At 36.2% G+C, this 23,709-nt stretch carries 20 protein-coding genes and 1 pseudogene; 2 read left to right on the forward strand and 19 right to left on the reverse strand.

Going from position 1 to position 23,709, the window contains the following annotated elements:
• Window positions 1-313: 313 nt before the first annotated feature.
• The 9 genes from LJE72_RS17660 to LJE72_RS17700 all read right to left on the reverse strand — a co-directional run bounded on the left by LJE72_RS17660 (window position 314) and on the right by LJE72_RS17700 (window position 7,538).
• Window positions 314-628, reverse strand: coding sequence for a hypothetical protein (locus LJE72_RS17660; protein WP_229249224.1), 315 nt, complete (start codon window positions 626-628; stop codon window positions 314-316).
• Between the two features lie 108 nt (window positions 629-736).
• Window positions 737-1,447 carry a hypothetical protein gene (locus LJE72_RS17665; RefSeq protein ID WP_229249226.1) on the reverse strand — a complete coding sequence of 237 codons (711 nt, stop codon included), beginning with the start codon at window positions 1,445-1,447 and terminating at the stop codon, window positions 737-739.
• 65 nt (window positions 1,448-1,512) lie between these two features.
• Window positions 1,513-1,680 (reverse strand): hypothetical protein, encoded by a 168-nt coding sequence (locus LJE72_RS17670; RefSeq protein WP_229249227.1) that lies wholly within the window; start codon window positions 1,678-1,680, stop codon window positions 1,513-1,515.
• 497 nt (window positions 1,681-2,177) lie between these two features.
• On the reverse strand, window positions 2,178-2,510 hold the full coding sequence (locus LJE72_RS17675) for a hypothetical protein (protein ID WP_229249228.1): 333 nt from the start codon (window positions 2,508-2,510) through the stop codon (window positions 2,178-2,180).
• On the reverse strand, window positions 2,511-2,864 hold the full coding sequence (locus LJE72_RS17680) for a hypothetical protein (RefSeq protein WP_229249229.1): 354 nt from the start codon (window positions 2,862-2,864) through the stop codon (window positions 2,511-2,513).
• A 1,226-nt stretch (window positions 2,865-4,090) separates the two neighbouring features.
• The gene (locus LJE72_RS17685; RefSeq protein WP_229249230.1) at window positions 4,091-5,320 is read right to left on the reverse strand and encodes a hypothetical protein; all 1,230 of its coding nucleotides are present in this window, start codon (window positions 5,318-5,320) and stop codon (window positions 4,091-4,093) included.
• A gap of 198 nt (window positions 5,321-5,518) precedes the next feature.
• Window positions 5,519-5,809: a hypothetical protein gene (locus LJE72_RS17690; protein WP_229249231.1), complete on the reverse strand. Its 291-nt coding sequence runs from the start codon at window positions 5,807-5,809 to the stop codon at window positions 5,519-5,521.
• A gap of 599 nt (window positions 5,810-6,408) precedes the next feature.
• On the reverse strand, window positions 6,409-6,882 hold the full coding sequence (locus tag LJE72_RS17695) for a hypothetical protein (RefSeq protein WP_229249232.1): 474 nt from the start codon (window positions 6,880-6,882) through the stop codon (window positions 6,409-6,411).
• A gap of 152 nt (window positions 6,883-7,034) precedes the next feature.
• Entirely contained in the window at window positions 7,035-7,538 is a 504-nt protein-coding gene (locus tag LJE72_RS17700; protein WP_229249233.1) for a hypothetical protein, read from the reverse strand.
• A 271-nt stretch (window positions 7,539-7,809) separates the two neighbouring features.
• Here LJE72_RS17700 and LJE72_RS17705 point away from each other — a divergent pair, with 271 nt between their 5' ends.
• Window positions 7,810-8,631 carry a methyltransferase domain-containing protein gene (locus LJE72_RS17705; protein ID WP_229249234.1) on the forward strand — a complete coding sequence of 274 codons (822 nt, stop codon included), beginning with the start codon at window positions 7,810-7,812 and terminating at the stop codon, window positions 8,629-8,631.
• Window positions 8,632-8,789: 158 nt separating this feature from the next.
• Here the strand turns inward: LJE72_RS17705 and LJE72_RS17710 are convergent, their stop codons facing one another.
• The 9 genes from LJE72_RS17710 to LJE72_RS17750 form a co-directional block, all read right to left on the reverse strand.
• On the reverse strand, window positions 8,790-9,488 hold the full coding sequence (locus LJE72_RS17710; protein ID WP_229249236.1) for a hypothetical protein: 699 nt from the start codon (window positions 9,486-9,488) through the stop codon (window positions 8,790-8,792).
• A 155-nt stretch (window positions 9,489-9,643) separates the two neighbouring features.
• A complete protein-coding gene (locus LJE72_RS17715) occupies window positions 9,644-10,018 on the reverse strand; it encodes a nuclear transport factor 2 family protein (RefSeq protein WP_229249278.1) in 375 nt (124 codons plus the stop codon).
• 134 nt (window positions 10,019-10,152) lie between these two features.
• On the reverse strand, window positions 10,153-10,437 hold the full coding sequence (locus LJE72_RS17720; protein WP_229249237.1) for a hypothetical protein: 285 nt from the start codon (window positions 10,435-10,437) through the stop codon (window positions 10,153-10,155).
• A gap of 186 nt (window positions 10,438-10,623) precedes the next feature.
• Window positions 10,624-11,520, reverse strand: coding sequence for a GNAT family N-acetyltransferase (locus tag LJE72_RS17725; RefSeq protein ID WP_229249239.1), 897 nt, complete (start codon window positions 11,518-11,520; stop codon window positions 10,624-10,626).
• Between the two features lie 90 nt (window positions 11,521-11,610).
• Window positions 11,611-12,198 (reverse strand): hypothetical protein, encoded by a 588-nt coding sequence (locus LJE72_RS17730; protein ID WP_229249241.1) that lies wholly within the window; start codon window positions 12,196-12,198, stop codon window positions 11,611-11,613.
• Between the two features lie 118 nt (window positions 12,199-12,316).
• A complete protein-coding gene (locus tag LJE72_RS17735; RefSeq protein ID WP_229249243.1) occupies window positions 12,317-13,159 on the reverse strand; it encodes a hypothetical protein in 843 nt (280 codons plus the stop codon).
• Between the two features lie 817 nt (window positions 13,160-13,976).
• On the reverse strand, window positions 13,977-15,845 hold the full coding sequence (locus tag LJE72_RS26565) for a phage/plasmid primase, P4 family (RefSeq protein WP_229249245.1): 1,869 nt from the start codon (window positions 15,843-15,845) through the stop codon (window positions 13,977-13,979).
• Between the two features lie 1,222 nt (window positions 15,846-17,067).
• Window positions 17,068-18,603, reverse strand: a complete 1,536-nt coding sequence (locus tag LJE72_RS17745; RefSeq protein WP_229249246.1) for a hypothetical protein — start codon at window positions 18,601-18,603, stop codon at window positions 17,068-17,070.
• A gap of 125 nt (window positions 18,604-18,728) precedes the next feature.
• Complete coding sequence (locus tag LJE72_RS17750) at window positions 18,729-22,016, reverse strand: tetratricopeptide repeat protein (RefSeq protein ID WP_229249248.1); 3,288 nt, start codon at window positions 22,014-22,016, stop codon at window positions 18,729-18,731.
• Between the two features lie 513 nt (window positions 22,017-22,529).
• On the opposite strand from LJE72_RS17750, the gene LJE72_RS17755 reads away from it, so the two are divergent.
• Window positions 22,530-23,048 (forward strand): hypothetical protein, encoded by a 519-nt coding sequence (locus tag LJE72_RS17755; RefSeq protein ID WP_229249250.1) that lies wholly within the window; start codon window positions 22,530-22,532, stop codon window positions 23,046-23,048.
• 8 nt (window positions 23,049-23,056) lie between these two features.
• Here the strand turns inward: LJE72_RS17755 and LJE72_RS17760 are convergent.
• A pseudogene (locus LJE72_RS17760) lies at window positions 23,057-23,278 on the reverse strand (GMP synthase (glutamine-hydrolyzing)); the annotation flags it as partial.
• Window positions 23,279-23,709 lie beyond the last annotated feature (431 nt).

Below are 23,709 nucleotides of genomic sequence, written 5' to 3' on the forward strand. Positions count from 1 at the left end.
GGTATAATAATGCCATTAACGGTAATTTCTTTGAAAGACTCTAAAACCAATCTCTGGAACTCATCTTTTTCCATTTATTAAAACACATCCTTCGAATTAAAGGACAACTTTTAGAGCATGACCAGAAATTTGAGAATTTGGCAAGTCAAATTCAAGAGAATATGCGAATTTTGAAAGCACTAGAGCATTTATCGGAAGTTAATAAAGCCGAACACGACAAGATGTTTGTCCGAATTGCAGAGAGGTAAGCAACTAGCAAAATATAACAAGACTAAAATCGGTTAAGTGAACGTACCAACTAACCCCTAGCTTCTTAGTTGACAAACATTATTAAAACAGTGTGAAATACAAATAATTGCAAGAGAGGCCTTGTGCTCGGCACATGCACCAGTAATAGCCAAGAGACTGCATACTCGAAAGGTATTGCAGTTTTTATTTTAGGAAAAAATGGGAAAATGGCTAACAAATCAAAGGTATTCGCCTTGACGGGGTAGGCTTTTCCAGGTGCGTACTCTAAAGAACCGCAACCCAAATAACGTACAATAGCACCTGCATTCTCAAAGGACGCTGGTACTATTGCTAGAGCCAATATTATTACTACCGCCACCCTCTTTTGCTTTTGACGCACCAATAAGTCCCCCTGCTACATTCCCAACCATTCCAGCACCTTGAAAAACGGATTTCATACCCAGCGAATGAGCAACTCCACCGCCTTCCGCAAGAAAGACCTATCTTACTAAACTTTTTCTTGAATTTCACTTAAAGCTTTTTGAATTACCTGATTAAGGAATTTAATCTCATTATCAAATGCGTAATCACTTCTACTTGCTTTTTCAAGCACTTGTTTTACCAATTCAACCTTTTCAATTTTGCTGTCTGGTATCACTTCTAATACAAGAGGAAGTTGCTGTTGGTATTCTGTGCAATATGAAAATCTCCTTCCACTCCAGAAAAGATAAAATGTTTTAGTCTCAGTAGTATTATTTAAAAGTTCTTTAGCCCAAACAAATGGCATTAAACTCTCACAAATATCTATCGGTGGCATATTCTCTTCTAATATTTTACCTTTAAATTCCCGTTGCACTTCATTTAACCCATTTTCCAATGCGTTAATTAAATCTAGACTCTTGCAATTGGATTTATTAACTTCATTTATTAGGTATGTTTTAAACTCATTAATTGCAAATGTTCTTTGACTTTTGTATAGTATAGTTGCACCGTTATCCAAACTCCTTTTTGGGATACTTGGGGCACGAATTACATTTAGAACATCGGATACATGAAGCGTTAAGTACGAACGATATACAATTTCCCCTCTCGAATTTGGCTCCTCACAGAACAAATAGTTGTCCCCAGATTTAAGAATTGAGTATTCTTGTGCGTTCCCATTGAATACTTTATTGAGTAGTTTATTTAACCAATTGTTTACTACTTGTTGATTAATCATCTTTCTTCCTCCTAGCCATCTTTGTTTCAAAATAAGGTTCTTCGTCATTCATCTGTATTTCAGTCTCAGTCTTTTTTCTTTATCTGGACATGTCTATATACCATTAAACCGTTATCAGCTCCTTGGGGCTTACTCCATCCTTGCCATATAGTTGAAGAATGAACCGTATTCTTTTTTCCCCGCTTAACCTTTTCAATACCGCCATACATTTCATTTTCGTTTTTCTTCATCATGTTTTTACCTCCATTTTCCATATTTTTATTAATCAACCGTTGGACTTCTTCCCAAACTAAATACATACTTGTCGATAGATAAACAAAAAGAGGGGGCTAGACTTACTGATATTCAGTAAATCTAGCTCCCCTCTTAGAAGCTTCATCATCATTCTATTTAGTCAAGGAATTCTTTGCGTTGACTATATGACAACTATAATCATAAAAATATCATTTGTCAAGTATTAATTTATCTTTTATGACAAGAATATATTTCTTCTTTCATTTTAACAATACCTATTTGTCGTTTCCAAATTCTATAAATACATAGTATATACATTATATATATAATGTATATACTTTTCCCTTTGATTTAGTGTGTGAGACCTCTCAAATATATGAATGACATATATACTTTATATATATGTTATATATAAAGTATATATACTGCGTCAGGAATTAAAACTCTCCTCCTTTCATAATATCTAAAACTCCTAACCTCACTCACCTTAAATAAATCAATCTGGTCTTTTTCCCTTTTCTGCAATCGCCCAACACTGCTTCTTCTCCTGCTTTGTTTCTGCTTTTTTCTTTGCTTCGTATTCCTTTTTTGCCCTTGCAAGTTCTCCGCCTTTCTTTGTATCGGTAAATCTCTTTATTTCCCGAACTTGGTCCTTTGTGTAAAGGCGTTGACCATTGACTCTGATGGGCTTCGGTACAAACCTTTCCCCATGTTCCTTTTCCCAAAAATCACTTAGAACATCTAATGCAACAGTCGTCTGACGGCTCCTCGTGATATAAGCTGAAACATCACCAGAGGTATAATAAACAATTCCGTCAATTTCTCGCACTCATCTCACCCCCGTTTCCAGCTCTTTAATCTTGTTCTTGAACTTCTCGTTTTCTTCCTTGAGCTTCTGATATGTTGTTCTATTTTTGCTGAAATCTTTGAACATTCCTCGTTTGAAGCCTCTAACTGTTTCTTTAATCTGCCTGACTTCAGTTTCGGAATAATAATAATGACCCTTGCCAATTTGGGTCGGAATAGGTAACAGGCCCTCTTTCCCATTGTCTCTTAATTTTTGACTGACAGTGAAATATCTCAAAATAGTTTGGTAATTTCTATTCAAAATAATGGCTATCTCTCTAAGCGAGTAGAAAATTGCCCCGTTAATTCTTTTCATTGTATATATTCCTTCTTTCATTTCTGTGGTTTCCGACTTTTTGTATATGCTTTTTAGTGTGAATTTCGGGTTCTTTAGCAATAATTATTAGATTATAGTTTTTTGATAATAAATTTATAACGATTAGGGTATAAGCATCGTGGGCTATATGGTTCTACCTCTAAATTTAATAATAAAACTCTATATCCATCACATAGAAGCCGACTTATGCCAGCCCCCCTCCTAATCAATAAATATAATTTCAGTTATTCAAAAGTATTCTATAAACACAGCCAATAGCTTAATAGCTTGCATGGTAATCTGTACAATTGATGACGGCATTACCAGTCCAAAGAATGACACCTATTAGAATGTCTAACAATTAAATAAATGGTACGGATACTCAGTCGTAATGTGCCGTTCAGACATGGCAGACTATCCAACTTGGTCGCCTTCAACGTCAAGTTGTGGTCACATTATTACAGCAATTGATAGCCAATCTTATCGACAATAGCAGACCAGACCCACAAATTGCAATTTACGGTGTCACACCATTAATGACTGACATAAATTCCTTCTGCCAAGTTGTTTAGGAAGAAAGCATAATTACAATTAAAAGAGAAGTCCATCTGTTTCATGCAAAAAAGATAGCAGTTTTTCTTTAACCTTAATAGAAACAAAACGGGGAGAGCTATCAAGCTCTTCCCCGTCGTTATATTAATTATATTAGTTAGAGTATCTTAAAACCATCAAACCCGCAGTATACCTGGAGTTGAGCATTTACGTTCCCTAGTAAAATGTATAGTTTCCCCTTGTCCGATGTATAGATATCCCTACTTCAATGTACCCTTTTCAAAGACTCTTTTTGTAAATATTGCATCGACTGGAGACACAAGGTCCTTAATTCCTTGCGTTCCATGGGATATTGACTCTTTATCGGGCATTATCAAAAAAGCTATTGCTTTTAGTTCGTAATACTTACATTCTCTGTAATATAATATTACAAAGAATGTAAGTAATTAAGGATGGTGTATATGCCTAATAAGTTGTTTCCATTAGGGGGACCTATTTAAGAAAAGAAAATTGTAGGTCGTGAGGATAATGTTATCTCTTTAGTAACACGCCTGGCCTTTCCTTTCACAACATCCTTAATTACCTAAGGCTCAAGAATCAGCCTGTATTTCTTGTTATCGATAATAATTACTTGGTTTTTCTCCATATTGCTTCTCCCCTTAAATCCAAAGATACTCTCTTGTCCTAAGAGAAAACTACCTTTTTCTCGTCGGAAAATGAATGAGCTTTCCTTTCTTGTGTTTTGCTTTCGTTGACTTAGCAATCGGTTCTGTCAGTTCTTCATCCAATATTTCGATAAGGTGTTCCTGCTCTACCGATTTCTCTGGGCTAACTTTCATGGCGGTATTTTCTTTCGCCCGTAAACGCCTCCATGCTTCGTTCTTAGAATATCCTCGCAAATAGTCAAGCTCAAGGCTATTCCACTCTTCCTCAATTATTAACCCTCTTCTATGTGACCTTAGCAATTCTTCATATTCTTTATCCTTAATTTTCTTCATCGAGGATAAAAAACCTACAAAGTTTATTTCTTTGGAATAATTTTTTTGTAACATATATGCTTCATCTTTAGAAATATAGTCTCGGGACCCTAATTTAAAAACATCCTTAAGATAGGTATCTTTTAGTTTATCTATCTCCTTTTTTGTCTTAAAATCGGTATTTTGATGTTTATCCAGATAATTCTCCATGTCATCTTTTACCCAATCTGAGAAATACCATAAATTAACCTCTTTAATTCTAGGAGTTGGAGAACCTGTTAGTTTTTTAACAAGCCTGAAAAGCCTATAAAAGCTCATTTCCATGCTCTCGTCAAACAAAATGGTATTTTCATTGGTTAAAGGGTTCCATTCCATGTGTTCTTGATTTTCTAAAATCAGACGAATACAACCTATGTTTCTAACTCCTGGGATAATATCTTTTCTTAACATACCAACCGCATAAAAACCAATCTCATTAATATCTGTGAAGTTCAATTCAAAACTTCTATGTTTTTTTGCCCAGGGACAAATTAGTTGATTAGAATCTCTGGAAACAAATAACTTTTCGTCGGTTATTTCTAGGGAGCCACCGATGCCAATGGCAAACGAGGGATTCCCGTTTTTTGGTCTAAATTTCGAGAACGTTATACAATTAGCAACCTGAAAAATGTCTCTTTGTTGTTCGTTATTAAATGTTATGAGATATTCTCTTGAAGTTTCTCGCCTAACGGCAACAATTTTCATTGAACCATTATCACTGCTTGACATCTTGAAATCTTCTACGGCTACCTCTTGTATTCGATATATGGCACTTTGTGATTCATTGGCAGACTTAATAAATAATTTCCGTTCATCAACCTCTAGTTCGTAACCAGAATTTCCTTTAGCCTTGTAAAGCATTACAAAGTCCTCCATATAATCCATCGTTTGATTCTTTTCTTTTGCCACTTTAGGTGTTGCTATATTAATTGCCTTAGTCTCTTTTTCTGTAGTTTTCGGGGTTTCGAATCCAATTTCATGATGAAATTATTGCTAACAGCACCGAAATTATATTACTTTTCATTAGAGTATTCTACATTTTAAGTAAAAACAGGGATAAAAGTCCTATACTTTCGGTCTCTTACAAAATCCTATAGTTATATCTTCTTAATGTCCCTGCCTGTAAAGTTGTTTCAATTTCTCAATCTCCCAACTAATATCCAATCCCTTCTGTTCTCGAATCAGGATTCTCAAATTAAGTATATCCTCACCGAACCTGAATGCTATCTCCCTAATTTCCTCGATACTCAGAGTATCTCTAGGCAATTCATCCAGAGCATCGTTACGCATCTGAATTAGTTTTGCATACATTTTGCCAAGTTCATGATTTTTTAGATTATGTTCAAGAGATCCCATAAAAATGGCTTTCTCAATACTTTCTAACAACTCAATGTCCAATTATTTTACTTCACCTCCTCTCTTTGATTTAATTATAGAGTTTTATCAATGGGCTGTATGTAATAAAACTGTTCGAGCTTGTCGAACGGGACGGCTGAAAGAAATTATGGTAGGAAAAGAAAACCTCCCCTCTTACGTTTTCTAAGAGAGGAGGTGATAGAGCTTGTTATCAGCTATTTTAACGTTCATTGGCTCTGTCTCTGGAATTACATTTTGGAACATATCGAAAAGCAAATGATTCAAACAGATGTTGAGAAACAAGCAGGAGATAGTAAGATAGCCATATTTCTTCTTATGCATAAGAAATGACAACTACAGTGGGGGGCAACCCCGAAGGTTACGAAGGCAGTTTTTCCACTTTTCGACCGTTAAGAATGTAAATATAATAGCAACATAGACAATAAATATATGACCCACTATGTTTAAAGTAATAAAAGCACCTTCTTAACCTTCGATATCAGGTGTGATAAGGATTTCAGTCAATTTAGAACCTTCGGCTTTCCTGTTTAGCCCCCCCACTGTAGTTGTCACACAAAGTTTCAACTTGCGTGACTGAACATACTAAGAAAAATGTGCAGTAACTCAACAACACATGAAGCTCATAATGTGTGTTTACTAACTTCCTTATAGGCATGTACATAAGTCATAAAGCGACCAGACTGATTATCAATATCTTCTTGGGAGATGCCCAACCAAAGACGCAGTTTATTTAAAAAACGGCGATTGACTTCGTCCATTTCATCATCACCTGAGTATGAAGCAATAAAACAAGCGGATTCTAGTTCAATTCGAAAATCCATATTTAATTGAGGCAAGTGCAATGCGACAATTTGTATTGCATATTCTTCTTTAGGAATATCACGGACTCTTTTTAACCTTTGAACAAAATCCATCGGGAGGGATTGAGCGAAGCTCGGAGCAATGACCTGCAAAGCAGAATCTTTTAATGCTAAATCCTCAAATTCTTCACTAATTTCAACAGCACTAAAGTTTGTTTTCAAAAATTGCACTAACTCTTCTCCAGAATGTGGTTCTGGTACAAATTTAAAAACATTTTCAATTGTATCCTTCATAGTTTAGCCACCACCTATTATACAAATAATTCTTAATGCACATAATCCAACGAATGCGATATTAATTGTTCAAATAGATTAAGGCTCTGTCACAGCATATTGTTGATTATTAACAATTTTATATAGAGCGTTCCCACCCTATACATTGAAATTTATCCGACTGTATCTATAATTTCATCCAGTAAGCCAAACCGCCTCAAACAGGAAATATATTCGGCAACGCAGTAAGGGTTTTGTATGTCTTTTTCATCCAAGCCCTGAAAGGCACATAGTTCATCCCAAAGCATACTGCTACCCTCAACGCAGAAAAATCCAGATGTGAGGTCAACGCCAACAAAGATTTTATTCTCTTTAAAAACTTCATCTTGATTTTCAAAGAGTATTTTCCCTTTACCAGTGTTCTTAACGAAAAAAGCCACTGGTGATGGGGTGTTTCCAACAGATATTTTCTCTGCATACGGCTCATTGTTCAGTACATTATCGATAATCACTTGCAGTGCCTCATCATCATGAATTTTCGATAGTAAATACTTGCCTGAGAGATATGCAACAATCTCTGCACCAGACTTGCGATTTGGGTTCAGCCTATCCTTATACTCATTCCATGTCACTTCCCGTGCTTCAAACATTTCTGGTGTTGCTTCCTGCATTAACATATTCATACCTCCAGTTAAATTCCTGTCTATTTTTAAACACTAATGGCACAGTATTTCTTGCAGACATTGTAAAATATGATGCACTCTATTAATAGTTTGCTCAATTATTCCACAAACACCAGGCTTCGCCAAAACCTCCATCTGAAATCCCTCCATATAAACCCTTCTAGAATTTCAACCATGAGTTGAGTTTTCAAGAAAATCAAATATTGAGTTATTGAAACGCTTCTCTCTAAACGATAAGATAATGGCTATAAAGGAGCGAGAAGATATGAAGGACGAATTGGCAAAGAATATTTGTAGATATCGTAAAGAAAAAGGGTTAACTCAAGAGGAACTGGCAAAAATGCTCGGCCTAACATTTCAAGCCGTGTCTAAATGGGAAACAGGTCAAACCTTTCCAGACATAACATTGTTACCAAGATTATCGCAAGTATTTGACATTAGCGTTGATAAGTTGCTGGGGTATTCTTTTTACGATAAACAAATATCCATCTATGAAGAAGAATATAAAATATCAGAATATTATTGGGGAATCGAGCCTTCCAAAGCGTGTTTACGGGTACTTGAACTTTTGCCACCATCCACACGTCGTCTAAAACTCCTCGACATAGGTTGTGGGGAAGGTAAAGATGCTGTATTTTTTGCAAGAAATGGATATGATGTAACAGCTATTGACATCTCTGATGCTGGACTAGAAAAAACAAAGCGTCTTGCTGGCAACGTCCATGTTCAGGTAAAGGTTTTAAAAGCAGATATTTTAGACTACCGTTTAGACACTTATTTTGATGTCATCTTTTCGAGTGGTGTCTTTCATTACATCAAACCTCAATTACGAGAAGAAATCTTAAACAACTATAAACAGTTTACCAATCCAAATGGACTTCACGTCCTAAATGTATTCGTAAACAAGCCATTCATTGTTCCACCACCTGAAAAGGAGCCAACTGCTTGTAACTGGACTTCAGGTGAGATATTCACACACTATCACGATTGGTTAATTCAAGAATGCACAGAAGTAATTTTTGACTGCAATTCCTCGGGTATACCCCATCAACATGCAATGAATAAAATTATTGCTCAGAAATATTAGAAGTCAGAACTTTGAAAGCGATAACCGAACACTTCTCTAATCTCTTAAATATTCAAATTATAGTCTTGCAACTTATCCATAATTTTTAATCAGTAAGGTTCATAACTGTTCGGAGACCTCATTCATCGCTCCGCTAAGCTTACCCTCTTCACCACAAGTTATCTTGCAAATGTCCTTTCACCCTGTTCATTAAAAAGTACCAATGTGGGAGTACTCATGCTTCCTGACATATGTAAATCACTCAAATTATCAGCATATGCTTCTATCTCAAATGTACGAGCCTCGCCTGGGTTCAATTCAAATGTTTCCATCATGTTATCCATATCTTTTAAAACCAAGCCATCCCCGAAGAAACGTTTTAAGTCATCATCGGTACTATGCGATTTAATCTCCATATGGAATGTTACAGGTCTCTTGCCATGGTTAGTTAAATTTATCTCGGCAGAGATTATTATTCTACCATCATCACTGACCTTGAAATTACATGAGCTTATCCCTTTATCATATCCAATAGAGTTAATCCCTGTAGAAAATCTCATAACTAATTGTTCACCTGCATATGTAATTGGCAACCAACATAAAACCAAAATTAGTGTAATAATATTCAGCCTATTAGCTAATTTTGTAGGTGCTGACTCTAACGAAAACCTTAAACAGATTGCCCCTACAAGTAATAATACCAAAAAAGCTATTACACTATAATGTGTCCCTGATGAACCGTTCGACCAGGGTAGTTGATTTAGGAACTTGAAAATATAATCCCCTATTGTCCATCCGTTAGAAAATTGAATCATAGATGCTAACGAAAAGAGAATTATGACAAATGAGCAAATTGTGCCTACGACCCATCTCTTCATTTTCCCACCTCAAATCACGAAATTTACAATCCCTAATATACAACACGAGCAATTGAGAGACGACCCGCAGGTCTCCTTTTCTTGACCTAAATTCTACATAATCAGAATGATGCGTAGTAACCTTTTATCCCCTTGAATAGATTTTCGAATTCTATTCAAGGGGATAAAGATGGCGTTCCTTGATGGAAAACTATCTTCCATTTACTATCATAACGTTTCCATATGGAACTACGGAGTGAATACTTCTTCCTTTCATCTAAATCGCTATGTTTATCTACCTTGTACATCGCTAATATACAATCTGTAGCTAGCTCTCTAATCTTAAAATTAATTATTTCCCAGTCCAAATCAGAATTATCATTTTGCTCTTGAAATACATCACCATTTTTATAATGGTATTCACTCCCTGAACCTGTAAACTCAATAAAGTCATCTACTAATAGTCCAGCTATTTTTTGTGGTGACTTTCTTATTTCAGATGTCAATAAACTATTTTCTAGTTGTAAGATATGTTTCGCAATTGCATCCATTGTTTCCACCTTAACGTTGCCCCCTTTTTACTTCAAAATATCGTACTGATGCGTCACAGCATTAGAAGAACGCGACATATTTATTTATCCAACAACATACTAACCTTGGACTTTTTCAGTAAATAACCAAGTGATTACCCAATAGCTCCTGATGACCATGATAGTGTAATACACTTTATTTCAAAGAGATATCCATGTATTCCTAAATGCACAAAATATCCAGGCCCATAAGTTGGAGCTAAGGTAAGTATAACTATAGGGATAAACAAAATTGCTAATTTACCGATGGGAGCAAGAAAAATAGAAAGTACATATACTAAACCACTTATTCCCCAATAGAGCGATATGAATTTAGTAAAGCTTTTTGCCTTTAAATATCCCATAACCATTCCATAGAATAGCCAAACTACTAAAAACACTACTGCCTCTACAGCGGTACTGTATGTTATACCCTATATTGATAGGAAAGATTTTAGGAGTACCAGGCTTATTTCACCGTATTCACCAAGAAGGAAAATGGAGAATTGACTGGCAGATGCTTCTCCCTGTAGGTATTCCAACATTTCTTTACAATATTAATCTCGTGTTGTCTCTGCTAATTCAAATTATGTATGAGATAATTTCGGAAACATGAATTGGTTGCTTTTAAGCAGTTGTAGGTCTTTTCCCATTGCAAATAAAGTTTCCTCACCCTCAAGCAATATTGTTTCAAATGAAGAAGTATCTAGGGGAGTATAGGAAAGAGCTATTCTTTTTACGCTCTTGTTTGTCATAGCGTTCAGTACTATATTTAATGGAATACTTTCAGAGCAAAAAATATCTATCACTTCCAACGTGTCTTCCACAAAGTCTGCAATTACAACGGCATCATAATCTTCCAAATAGTAAACGTTGTCTTTCATAAATAGGGTGCAATAAAACATAACCAGTTCTGAATTCGTGCACATAGAAAGTTTGGAAACAGGAACGGCGTGCATTACCTTGTCAATTACGAAGGCACTATTGTTCTCATCAGACATATTCAGCTTTTTGACTGATACGTCTGTTTGAATTGAGTTTGCCTTATGCACACATTGATATTGCTTTAATTCATAAAATCCAAACTTAGGATAAAAATGGAGCACGGAGTCATTCGCAAACAAGTATATTAAGTCGCATTTGTCCTGATAATCAGCAATCGCTTTATTTGTCAGCACTCGTGATAAGCCTTGCTTTCTGTAATCGGGATGGGTCATTACAGTTCCAAGTTGAATATACCGTTTCTCATCTCCAAAAACTTTAAAATCCATGATATTAACGGATACGTTAGAAACAATCTTTTCTTCATCTATTAACGAATAAGGTATATACTGATTTTTCCAATATCCATCTTGATACCACTGTTCAAAATCAAATCCAAATGTTTTTTGTGTTAAATCATTAAAACTCTTTCTGAGTTCATTGTTTTTCCCGTATCCATGCACAAATTCATACTCTTTCCCGTTGATGTTCATATATTCCATGAAACCGCTCCCCCTATGTCAGATATAAATAATCAATAGAAATATTTCATATTCCCTTATCCCTAGAACAATAATCTCCAGTAAATGAATCTATGCACCTTCGCCAGGTATGACATGCGAGCTTTCATCATTAATTGCCCATTTATTACCTGTTCGAACAACTGAAAATCGATAATGCAATCCAACTTCAGGGTGAGCAATTACATTGTTAATCAACGCTTTATTCCAAACCCAAATGTCAGCACTGACGGTGGCCATGTTGACATGTCCACTTATCTTAATATTTTTATACTTGGAAACTCCACCGTCTGAAAATCTATAGTTACCTGTTTCCTGTGCATTTATCATCTCTACTGATTGCCCAACTATTTTCTTTAAAATCCGCGAGTTTGGAGTATAGGATTTAGAAAGCTTATCTTCAATGTTCTCATTTGCTATTTTCTTAACTTCGTCTGTAAGACTGATGTTAGGGTTTGAACGATATGGTTCTGCTAGTATAATAGCCGTTTGCTCCGTTGCCACGGAATCTAAAATTAGCCTTTGGATTTCGCTTGCATCATTCGGCTTAATGCTTGTGAATCTCCATTGGACAAACCAGCTTAAAAGCAAGATGCCAAATATGATAACTATTCTAATAACCCATTTTTTGTTTTTAAGCCAAAACGTAATGCTATTCATACTGAACCTCCCAAAACAGACCACTCACCATATACCTTAGCCAATTTTTGTTTTTCATTTTCCCTCTTGAAAGGCAAGAGTATAATACTCCTGCTTTTCCGTCATAGTGACAATAATTCTAATTCATTATTTCTTCTATACTCAAAAAATCACTTGGAGGAATAATGACCTCTGGCTTCATATACGCAATTATCTCAGGCCTTGAATAACGGAAATCCTTCCATATCACATAAAGGGCTTTCTTTATTAACCACTTCTTAATTTCCTCTTTTTCGAAATAATCTTCTTCGTACTCACGTTTATTATTGTAAAAGCTAAACCAAGCAAAACTGTCTAAGCTCGCTTTAAATGTAATTAGATATGGGTTTACTCGCTTCATCCAATTATCTTCAATTATGTTAGCTTTAAAAAGTTCTTTCAAATTATGCAAAAATTCAGGTCTCTCGTGAACTCTACCACCATACGAAGTCTTGTTTGCCATACTAAAGAATCCGTTGATTTGATAATCGTAATATATTTTATGGGCGACTCTACAAATTCTATGTTTTTGTGAACCACCTGGAAGCCCTATATCATCGGATTTATATGTAATATCAATCTTTTCTCCTTTACAAGCCATCCATTTGTTCGATATATCAAAGAAAATCCCGAAACTCGCTAAGTATTCCTTAAGTATTGTTTCCATGGTTAATGATTGCTGAAGATTTAATAAGCCAAACTTCCTTAAAGATTGGCATTCATCATGACTGGTAGAGATATGCTGTACAATTAATTGCAAATTGCGAATCTGTACTTTCTCTAGTTTGATATCATTCTTATCTATAAAATCTTCAGCATCATACTCTACAGCATTATTACTAATGTAATTTTCAATATTATCTATACCTATGTTTAAAAAATTGCTCAGAAACCCCTTTGCCTTTTCTTGTGAAGTTATATCAAACATTGTTTCGTCATGCAATGCTATATCACCATCCATATAATTATGAAGAAAGCTTAGGTTCTCATTTAATGATGCATAAAGCTCCTAAACACCCTTTTAGAACATTCCACAAATTCCCTCTCTCATGAATTCAACAAATTTCCAAATATTCCTCCCAAAAACGCGAGCATCCCAAAAATTAACCAGAACGCCAGGTAACGTTCTGGAATTCCGCCTCAAATCAAAATCAAATCCCTACTTAATGATGCATTTAATACTGTAATGATTTGACTTGACTTATCTCAATCCCAATCAAATAGAGCTTAAAAAGGTCATTTAAAAGCTTTGCCTACTAAGCTAATTTATCATGCGGTTAGGATAGACCTTGGGTAAATTAAACCCTAGCGTAAGAAATCTATAACCATAAGACAATCATTAACATATTAGTCATAACAACATTAGTCATCATGAGATGACAACTACAGCGGGTGTGGGTGGGGTGTGGGTGGGGGGGCATCTCAACCAAGACCGTAGCTCACGAAGGTGGTTATTTAACTATATTTATTAACGTAAAGATACTAATATAAAGATATATAAATAAATAACCAACCCACTGTATTAAGTATAATAAAATACCTTCGATACCTTCGATTTCAGCTGTAGCAATGATGACAGCCATTCAAGAACCTTCGGCTTGCACCCCCCACTGTAGTTGTCAAAAAATATGTACTAAAAAGGAATAGCTCCTTGCTATCCCTTCGCACCTTTTATATTTAAGGCATTTTAGCCGATATTTTCAAATTTCAGATGCCTTACCTGCTTTAATTAAATGTTCAATATCAAGACCAACCAACAACTAAATGAGCTTTAACCCCCGCCAAATAGCCCTTCTCGTTTTTCCATCTTTTCCTTTTGATATGGTAGTCCCGTAGTTTTCTTCCATTTCATGAATGAATCTCCTGTTATCGATTGGCATAATTCCATCAGATTTGCTACTTTGTTGATACCGCCCAAAAAGTTCTTCAGCGGACATCACAGAATCAGCTTCAAAAACACAATTATTTTCAACAAACCAACGAACGCTACTCGATTCTATTTTATATTTAGCAAGAACCTTTTGTGAGTACTTATTTTCGATAAATATGAAGTTATTTTTAATCAGGCGGTTCAAACCCTCAATAGCCCAGAGGAAAATCCCATCCTTTTCCTCAATGAGTTTTTCTGTTAGGTGAGTATCCATTTCATCTCTGTCGATTCTATTTTCAAAAGGTAATATAGTCAACCTACTATAAAAACTCTCCCCGCTGTCGCCAGAATTTTGAGGAAGATGGTTAGCTGAAAATAGAAAACGTGCCCTATTTCTAAATTCAAAAGCGTTTACATTTTTGTTTTCCGCTGTAGTTCTATCTTCACCAATAAGGGTTTTAAAATTGCCAACATCTTTTAACGCTTTATCTGGTAAATCGGCAAAGGTATTCAATAATTTCCCAAAGAGTCTCGCTGGACGAAATCTATCGGATAAATCCTGCCATGCAATATTAGAAACATTATTTTCTCCAATAATTGATTCAATGACACGGATAAACGTAGACTTACCAGTTCTACCTGGGCCATAGAGGATAACAGCTTTCTGTGCATGAGTAATTGGAACTAGAAAATACCCAACAATTTCCTGTGCCAAGACCACCGATTCTGGCGGTAGAGCCTGATTAATAAATTCTTTAAATCGTTCACATTTGGCATCAGGTTCATATGAGCAATCTAATCGTACTAAACTAAGATGTTCGGGTGTATGGGATAAGAGCCTTTCTTGTTTGACATCATACAAGCCATTTTTGAGATTAATAATATAGGATAATGAAGGTAAATCAAACTCTACTCGGTTTCGTGAGCATTCTATCTTCCACTGTTTTCGGACATCCCGAATAGCATACATAGTTGCATGGTCATCTCGCAAGTGGTCCTTAACTATTACATCTAATTCAATATCTTCAGCAAGTGAATAAACCCCTTTTTCATATTTGTAGGCTTGTCCGTTCGAATAGACTACTTGAATGTTCTCATAAAGGTATCTTGCGAGCACGGCGGGGAGAAACTTAAGGTTGCCATTAGGTAGGATTTGATACCAAGCAGGTAGATTTGGCGTAGTAACTTTTTGTTCATTAGAACCAGTAGACTCTTTATCACGAGAGTCAGCATTTTCTTCTTTTTCAAACTCTCTCCTCCTTCCTTGAATCTCAGAATTTCCATCAATTCTTTTTCGCTCCTTCATCTGTCTATCATAGACTTTTGTACACCTTGCAATAGCGTCATTAATAACTCCTTGGCCGTATGTTGAACTTGCTCTCTTTTCGTCCCACTTAGCTCGCTTAAGTCCCGATTGTCTGTAAATCCTGTCCATTCTTTCGCTATCTTTAGCCGTCCAAAATGCCAGCATGTTGGCAAAGGAAATTTCCGCTTCGCTCCACGACTTATAGTAACCTTGCCAATTGCCAGAGAATAGCATATCAAAAATATCGCCTCGATTTGCCCGCTTCGCTTTTTCGATTATCTCTTCATCCGTCAAATCATAATTATTTCGAGTGTACAATCCTCTTCTAATAGCCTCATTTCCTTGTCTCAGCACTTCTTCTACTGACTCCTGTTTTATCTTGAACTCACTATTCCCCTTATCCCCAAGGTATTCTTTATGAATATTTCTAAGTGCATCACTCCTTTCTTCCACGCACCTGGAGCTTCCAGGAACAATATTCCCCGTGACTGTGAAATACCTTTTCTCAGAATACATTTCCAACCCAATGTTGCTATCCCGTTTCTTACCTTCTGGCAATTGTCCTTTGCAAAGAATATGGACTCCTGAACCACTGGGAGAAATTTCTGCATAGCTGTTGAGCCGTAAAATAATGTCCCTAGCAACTTCATTCATATTTCCATTTTCATCAATACAATGGTCAATATCAATTCCAACATACGGATTCTCGTAAGTAAATACGAACCCTATACCATCGAGTTTAAATCTCTCATAAGCGGATAATGCTTCCCTAAATGTCCCCCACGTCTGAGGACTTGTCGTATCCGCTCGTTTACCATCGGCAGGGTTAATTGGAATTTTTGCAAGTCTCCCATTTCTCTCCTCTCTTTTCCATCCTACCCAATACTTTTTCTCCTTGAGTTTATCAGGGATATTGTTATAATTATTTGTCATCTAATTCCTCCTTCGTGTTTTTGAAGCCTCGGCTTCTATAAGCGAAATATTACACCTTAGTGAATTGTAAGGAAACAAGTTTTATGCTCTATGTTGCTTTACAAATTCGTCATCCATTAAACTAGACCATAATCCCCTACTATTGTGGGGCAAGCAATAATAGTGATTTCACTACTAGAAATAGAAAAATGATTGGAATGTAGACAGATTGGCTCCATCTTAGTATGAGAGGTATACTTCTTGAGCCTATTTCCTTTTTTCCTAAGCTTAGCTTATATAACCCTTACGGGTTGCCACCTGTACTATCTTAGTTACCTGATTGTCCACTTTGCTTATCTACATCCCCCCTTACTTACTCGATGAACAAATAATAGCCTCTTTGTAAAGAGTCTGGAAGGGCTTTTTTGCATGACCCCGTTCTATGCTTTCAATCGTGATGCACTTATAAAAGGAGAATAAAAAACCTGCCCTTTAAGAGCAGGTTTTTCCTATGCAAGGGGTTATTAATTTTATTATGACTTAAGACCGATTCGTTTGAAGAGAACAGCCCTTCAATTCCGCAACAATACCTTTTTGGGAAATGATGATGACTTTGTTAATGATATACCCTTTGAAAACAGTTTACAGTAAATCCGAAATTAATAAGGTTGTTCATTATATAAACAAACCAAACATCCTCTGGGTGGTCTTTATTTTCCTAAGGAGGCCTTTCCGTCCTAATTAACTAATTACTGGACAGAAATTATATACCTAATAGCTTACTCATTTTAAGCACAACGCCCCTCACCGAAGAGCTACTTAAGTAGAAGAGCCTAGTCTTGTTCGTTTCCATTCTGCTCATGACCTTATAATAAAAAGCATGAGAAAGATATGCTGTGTTTACAAAAACTGCTTCCTGATTATCTAAAAATCGCAAATCCTTGTGCAAATTATCCATATCAAGATAGATTAGATTGGGTAAAATCTCTTTCAATCCCTTTATTAAATTAGCATGTCCACCTGTAATCACATAGTTGTGTTTTCCAAGTGATTCCAACGCCCTAGAATAGTCGTTAGAATCGTCCTCTAACTCCTCTTTCGATGTTTGCTGTTCAAAGACAAAATCACGAAGAGCCAGAAGTTCCTTTTTGTTTAGCTCAGCTTGGTTAAGCTCTTGTTGCAATCGAGTTGCTTCACGTTGCCAACGGCTTGCTTCATCTTGACAGCTAAGCATCAAATCTTCTAATCGGACGATTTCTGATTTGAAATCTGCTTTTTCTTTACGGAGCAATTCCAATTTCGCTTCTGTTTCCAGCTTCAGATTTAGTGTATCTAAGTAATAATCATCCTTAGCATTCGATAAATATATTTTTCGAGTGTTTTCATATTCTGCAACAAAGGCACTAATAAGTAAACACGTGATTATGAAAAAATCGCATTCTTCATCTGTTAGAGAGCCATCACTTTGTTCTCTATAAAACGTCTCACACAATTTATCAAAATCCTTCGACGTTATTATAGATTCTCCAGCAAACACATAAGCTCCGATACCTAGACTTTTAAAATACGATAAAAGTATTTCATAATATTTGTTGATTTTTCTTCTACGACTATGCAAAATGGTATCCAATTCCTTAGATATTTGATATTCATTAGCTTCCATTAGCTGGTCTAATGTTTTATTCTTTGATTTGCTAGAAAGCCAATATACATCATGCAATTCTTTAACTTTTGCTTTGTGTTGAGGTCCCACCTCTTCGTGACCAGGAAGTCCTTTTTCAAAATTATAATCCTCAAAGAATTTCATTCTTATGTCATTACCAATTGACCCAAGTTCACATGTCTTATCTTGGTTAAAACAAAGAAAAAACATGACCGCTAAAATCGAATTAAATTCTTGATTAGTGACCTTATTAAATTTATGAGTATTATCGAATATTTTGTTTACAAAATCATCTAAATATATGACTTCATTATTAATAACGTAATTCAAGACCTTCTTATACCCTAGTCTTACAAAATTTGTAACCAAGTCATATTGATTTCTTTCATTACACCAGTAGTATATCCCGATAACTTTAATGATTTGTTCTGTATACAATGTTGGAAAAGAAAATATTAGTCTATTATTTTTGTAACGTGATTTTCTATAGAAATCATAGTACTCCAGTTTATTAGAAGAATAAATACTATCAATTTCACCATGAAGATTTGTATTACTTCCCAAAGCAATGAGAAAATTTATCAGTATCATATCCGCTAAATAGCCCTGGTTAGGGTCTACCGATTTTAGTTCCATCTTCTAAGTCCACCTGTCATAGTAATTATTAAAGTAATTATAATCAAATAATTGCTCTTTACCCCAAAAAAGTATAGTTGAATATTCTCATGACCCATTCAGTTTCACAGTGGCATTACATCAAATTAAGATACCTCCATCTTCTTAAGTAGATTTTCCTTATTTCTCCGAGCGTAAGAATGCTTAGGGTCAATTATTAACGCTTTGTTATATGCATTGAGTGCCTCATCGAACTTCCTCATTTTATAAAGAGTATAGCCCATGTTGTTATATGCCATAGCATCCTCTGGTTCCATATGAATGTACTTTCGGTAAGTTTCAATTGCCTCATCATAGTTCTTCTGCTTATCAAGTATCCACGCTATTTCAAAATAGGAATAAGAATCCGTTGGCTCCCTTCTGCTTAACTCTTCATAAGCCTCGATGGCTTCATCATAGTTCTTCAGACTTTCCAAAGCATATGCTTTTCCAGCTAGAGTATCAATATCATCCTTCCCATATTTTTCCGCACTTTCATAGCAGTTTAAGGCATCGCTATATTGACTTAAGCTATTGAGAAGCTCCCCTTTTTCAAAGTAAGCTTCACCATCCTGAGTATCAAGTTCTATAGCTTTATTTATCAATTCCAAAGCTTCATCCTTTTTCCTCGGATGTATGCGAGACCAGATAACTCCTTTTCTCAAATTACTTTTTGCATCCGATGGATTTACGCCAATAACGTCATCGTAATATTGGAGTGCTTTTTTATAATCCTCTTTCGTTTCATATACAAGTCCAAGATTAAACAAACACTTTTCATTATCAGGGTCCTTAACTAAACCTTTAAGGTATTCTTCCTTAGCTTCATCCCATTTCTCCATCCTAGCATACAAATGTCCTTTAGCAATGTTACTTCTTGGACTCAGAGGAAATGACCTCATTGCGTCTTTAACAGACTCGAAGGCTTCTTCAAATTGCTCTTTTTCTGCCAAAATATCTGCTTTAACAAAGTAATATTCCTCTTCTTTAATGCCTGAAGCCAATTCTCGGTTTATTTTGTACAGGGCAGTTTCCGCTTCTCCATTTTCGATGAGGTCATAGATTTCATTGAAAAATTTGATTGTTTCATTGATTACAGGATTTTTAACATCTCTGGATTCCTTGTGGAGATTTCGGCCCTTGTCGTCATCCGACCACGTATCTCCCTTTTTAGCATTTTCCCATCGGGTAATAAGCTGTAGATTCTCCAAGACGGAAAGCCCTCCCTTTGAGAGGGGATGAATGTGGTCAATTTGAAAATTTAAGCGGTTCTTACTCTGATAATCACTTATGGCACTGTTATAAAAGCCCTCTTTATCTTTACTTTTTGCATAAATGCCTTCAATCAGCTCTTTCCAATAATCATTGTCGCGTTTTTTTATTTCCTCTAACGACAATTGGGTTATATCTATTGTTTCATGTATTACTTCAGGCTGATCTGTTTTTTCGTATAGGCTTGGATGAGCTAACTTATCCAGTTCGATTTGTACCTGGCGGAGGAAGTATTTTTCTTTACTGGCAAAGAAGACTTTCCAAAAGCTCTTATCTTCATTCCAGATGGCATTTAGGTAAGGGGCTTTGCTCCTTTCGCCCAAATCATTATCCCAAATATATTGGGCAATTCTTGTAATATCATAATTTTCACGGTCTTTAAGCTCCAAGAAATCTGGGCTGACCCCGTTTAAAGAATAATAGCGTAGAATGTCTTCAATATCTTCACAACTGACCGAATCCTCGAAATACTGAATTTGGATGTCGAAACTGAGGTCAGCCAATGTGTTTTCGGATATCGTTTCCATTTCACCGATTTGATTATCGGCAAAAATACTTTCAAGTTCGCTGGTGAACGCCATAAAAGCATCGTACATATTGTCATAGACGAGAATGTCGCAAAGCTTATTTACCCATTCGCCCTTAGAATCAGGAATAAGCAATGAGAACGAATAGAGTCCAACAGGGACTCTTTCCATGAAGGGACGGGCTTCAATCGCATCTGTATTCACGCTGTCATCTATGATTCTTGCGAATTCCTCCATTTTCTGAATAGCAATAAGACGCGTGATATGTTCTCGCTTCTCCCTATCTTTAACTTCGTTCCACTCATTTTCATCTTCAATTAAACGCAGAGGATTAACCCAAGCAATTTTATCCCGCCAATGGTCGACAAAACTGACAATATAGGCAGTGGCCGTTCCTCCTGCTTTTTCGCCTCGTAAAGCCCTGCCTATCATTTGAGTCATAAGGATGGTTGAAGTAGTTGGGCGAGCCAGAAAAACAGTTTGTACTGATGGTAAATCCGTGCCTTCGGTTAAGATATTGACATTAACTAACACCTGAAGTTCACCATTTCTAAATTTCTGAAGCTTTTCAGCATTTTCACGGGAAGAAACGGATATTTTTCTATCTATATCTTTAATGTCTGAAACAATATAATCAGATGAAATCCCTCGCTTTTGAAAAAGGCTTGATAACGTTACAGCATGAATTATATTAATCGCAAAAACCAAAAGCTTTCCATATTTCTTCTGATTCTGAATATAGTGCTCCACGATAAAGTTGTTCCGTTCGCTACTTTCAGCAATTTGGGTAGCGATATCGGAGGGCAAATCGAAGGATTCAATTTGTTTAATTTCCTTTTCGGTTAATGACTTAGTTAATTCCAGCGATGTTTCTAGCTCTTCAAAAATAGGGTCAGCTAGAATTCCACGGCTGATTAAGGTTCTAAGGTCAACCCCATAAAGAATGTCATCGGGAAATACTTTTAACAAAAGAGACTTCTCTCTTTCAGCAGTTCGGAAAGGAGTTGCAGTTAGTCCAAGAACATGAAACGTTTTGTCGTTTGCCTTATCCAGTTGTTGCAAAAGACGGCGGTAAGATTTAGCTCCCGAATGATGGGCTTCATCAACCACAACAAAAATTTGATTTTTATTAGGTTTTACCCAGAGTTGCATTACATGGTTTATCCCATGAAGTAAACTATCCTTGCTTGCAATAAGCAAGTCATCATTGGGTTGAATATGGATGGTCTTGTCATGTAGACCCGAAACAATCCGATAACTAAAAGAATCTTTCTGAGGGAGTATATTCGCGTTAGCATTCTGAAAAACGGTATCGAGAGCCTGATTTAATAATTCATGGCGGTGGGCAAGCCAAAGGACTTTCTTTCCTTGGTTAATGACATTTTTCAGTACCCAATACATTGCCGTTAAGGTTTTGCCCCCCCCCGTCGGTATGACTAATAACCCTTTAACTTTTTCCTTCTGGTTCAACGATTCTGTTAGCTTATGTAATGCTTCTCTTTGATGAGGATACAATATCAAGTCATTATCGGTTTGTCTCACGGGAATATTCCCAGCAAAATTATTCTGCACTAATTGGTTATAAGTTGTTGCCATTTTATCTTAATCCTCCATTGTGATTCGAATTCAGAGCAATATCTACTGAACTATATTGGTTGGTGTAACCATGCTGACTATGTAACTCTAATAAACCCAACTCACTATAGCTCTAGAATTCGACACATTTCTTTGCTGTTCCTTCTAAATTCACGAATATTTGAATAATATGCTCCGCGAGAGCCCAAAGACTGAGCCATCGGCGGCTCTGTCACACCGAAATATTCAATATTATATAAAGAAGAAAATAAGCCTAGGCGTTAAAACGTCGTAAAAGTTAATTTACGTCCTATTTGTACAGACTCTCATGAAGCATTTGTAAAGAAAATCCCTACCTTTTTACCTTACTGCCCTTCATTAGACAGTAGGTTACTTTCTTGTATTTGTATCGTGTTGTAGAAATACATCTAATGATAAATCAAACATAGAACTAGCTTCGTCATATCTTCTCTATGCACAGGGGTTGCCATCTTCTATAATGCAATTATAAAAATTTAGGAGGAGGATGATATTTTGAAACTAATCAGAGCTTGGTCTATAATTAAGGAATTCGACGGGTATGCGAATGTGCCCATTTTTTGGTATCACCCCAAAAGAGAAATTCCTATCTTTGCGTACAATGAACTCATCAAGGACTATGACCAAAATGACCCACTTTCATTGTATCCAGAGGGCTTTGCGGATGAGTTCTATACAGAATCAGAAATTGAGGAACTAAAGAGGGTTCTTAATAAATTTCGAGAGTTTCGAAATCCCATTGTTAATGTAATAATTGTTGACATTCCTTTTCCTAACAATAGTTATCCTTTAGGAGGCATTCCATCCGACTCGCGTCATGGTTCGATTGTATTTAGCCAAGATGTTACTCTCGACCTCGGTTTTCAACTATGTGGTTACTATGACATAAGACCTTTTATTCATAAAGATTCCAAAACAGATAATGTGTCTAATTTTAGTAACACACCTATATGTGATATCAATGAATCTCCTGATTATGAAGATTTTGAAGATATTGAAGATATTCCATTTTAAACAATTATTCAGAAAGACAGAAAGATATTGGCTCCGATAAGATGGAAGCAATATCTTTCCTCTACTTTTTGTACGGTTTGACCATTGATTTTAACTAGGAGTTCATACGGAAGCTTTGCCCAATCTGCCGTCATGGCATCTTCGCTGGTGACTGCTCTCAGGATAATGGGATACTCATACGTTCGGCTATCTTCCACCACTCCGACGCTCTTATCGATCGAAGGAAGGAGTGGTTAAGATGTTTTGTTGATTGATGGTTTAGATGACTTAACTTGCTTCTTATTATAATATATAGTTATTCGGATTCCGACAATAACCTCTTAGTAACGGTTGAGAAATATTTATATTGATCATCCATGATTGTATACCTATAAACAATATGAGTTTTTACTGTTAATGACTATATCCATCTCAGGAATGAATGATTTACTGAATCATTGTCTCCCCCTAATTGAATATTTCGATGTGACAGAGCCGCCGATACGCTCTTGGCTGAGCCACCTTCACGCTGAAAATGAGCCACCATGTTGCTGGTCGAACCACCAGCTGAATGAACGGTTAACGGTCAATCCACGGGACCCCAAAGAAAGACTTTACATGGGGGCTTAGGATGCTACCCTGCTTACCCAAGAGGAATACTTCCATATGAGCCACAGCCCTC

Source organism: Desulfosporosinus shakirovi, assembly GCF_020595055.1.
GTDB lineage: Bacteria > Bacillota > Desulfitobacteriia > Desulfitobacteriales > Desulfitobacteriaceae > Desulfosporosinus > Desulfosporosinus shakirovi.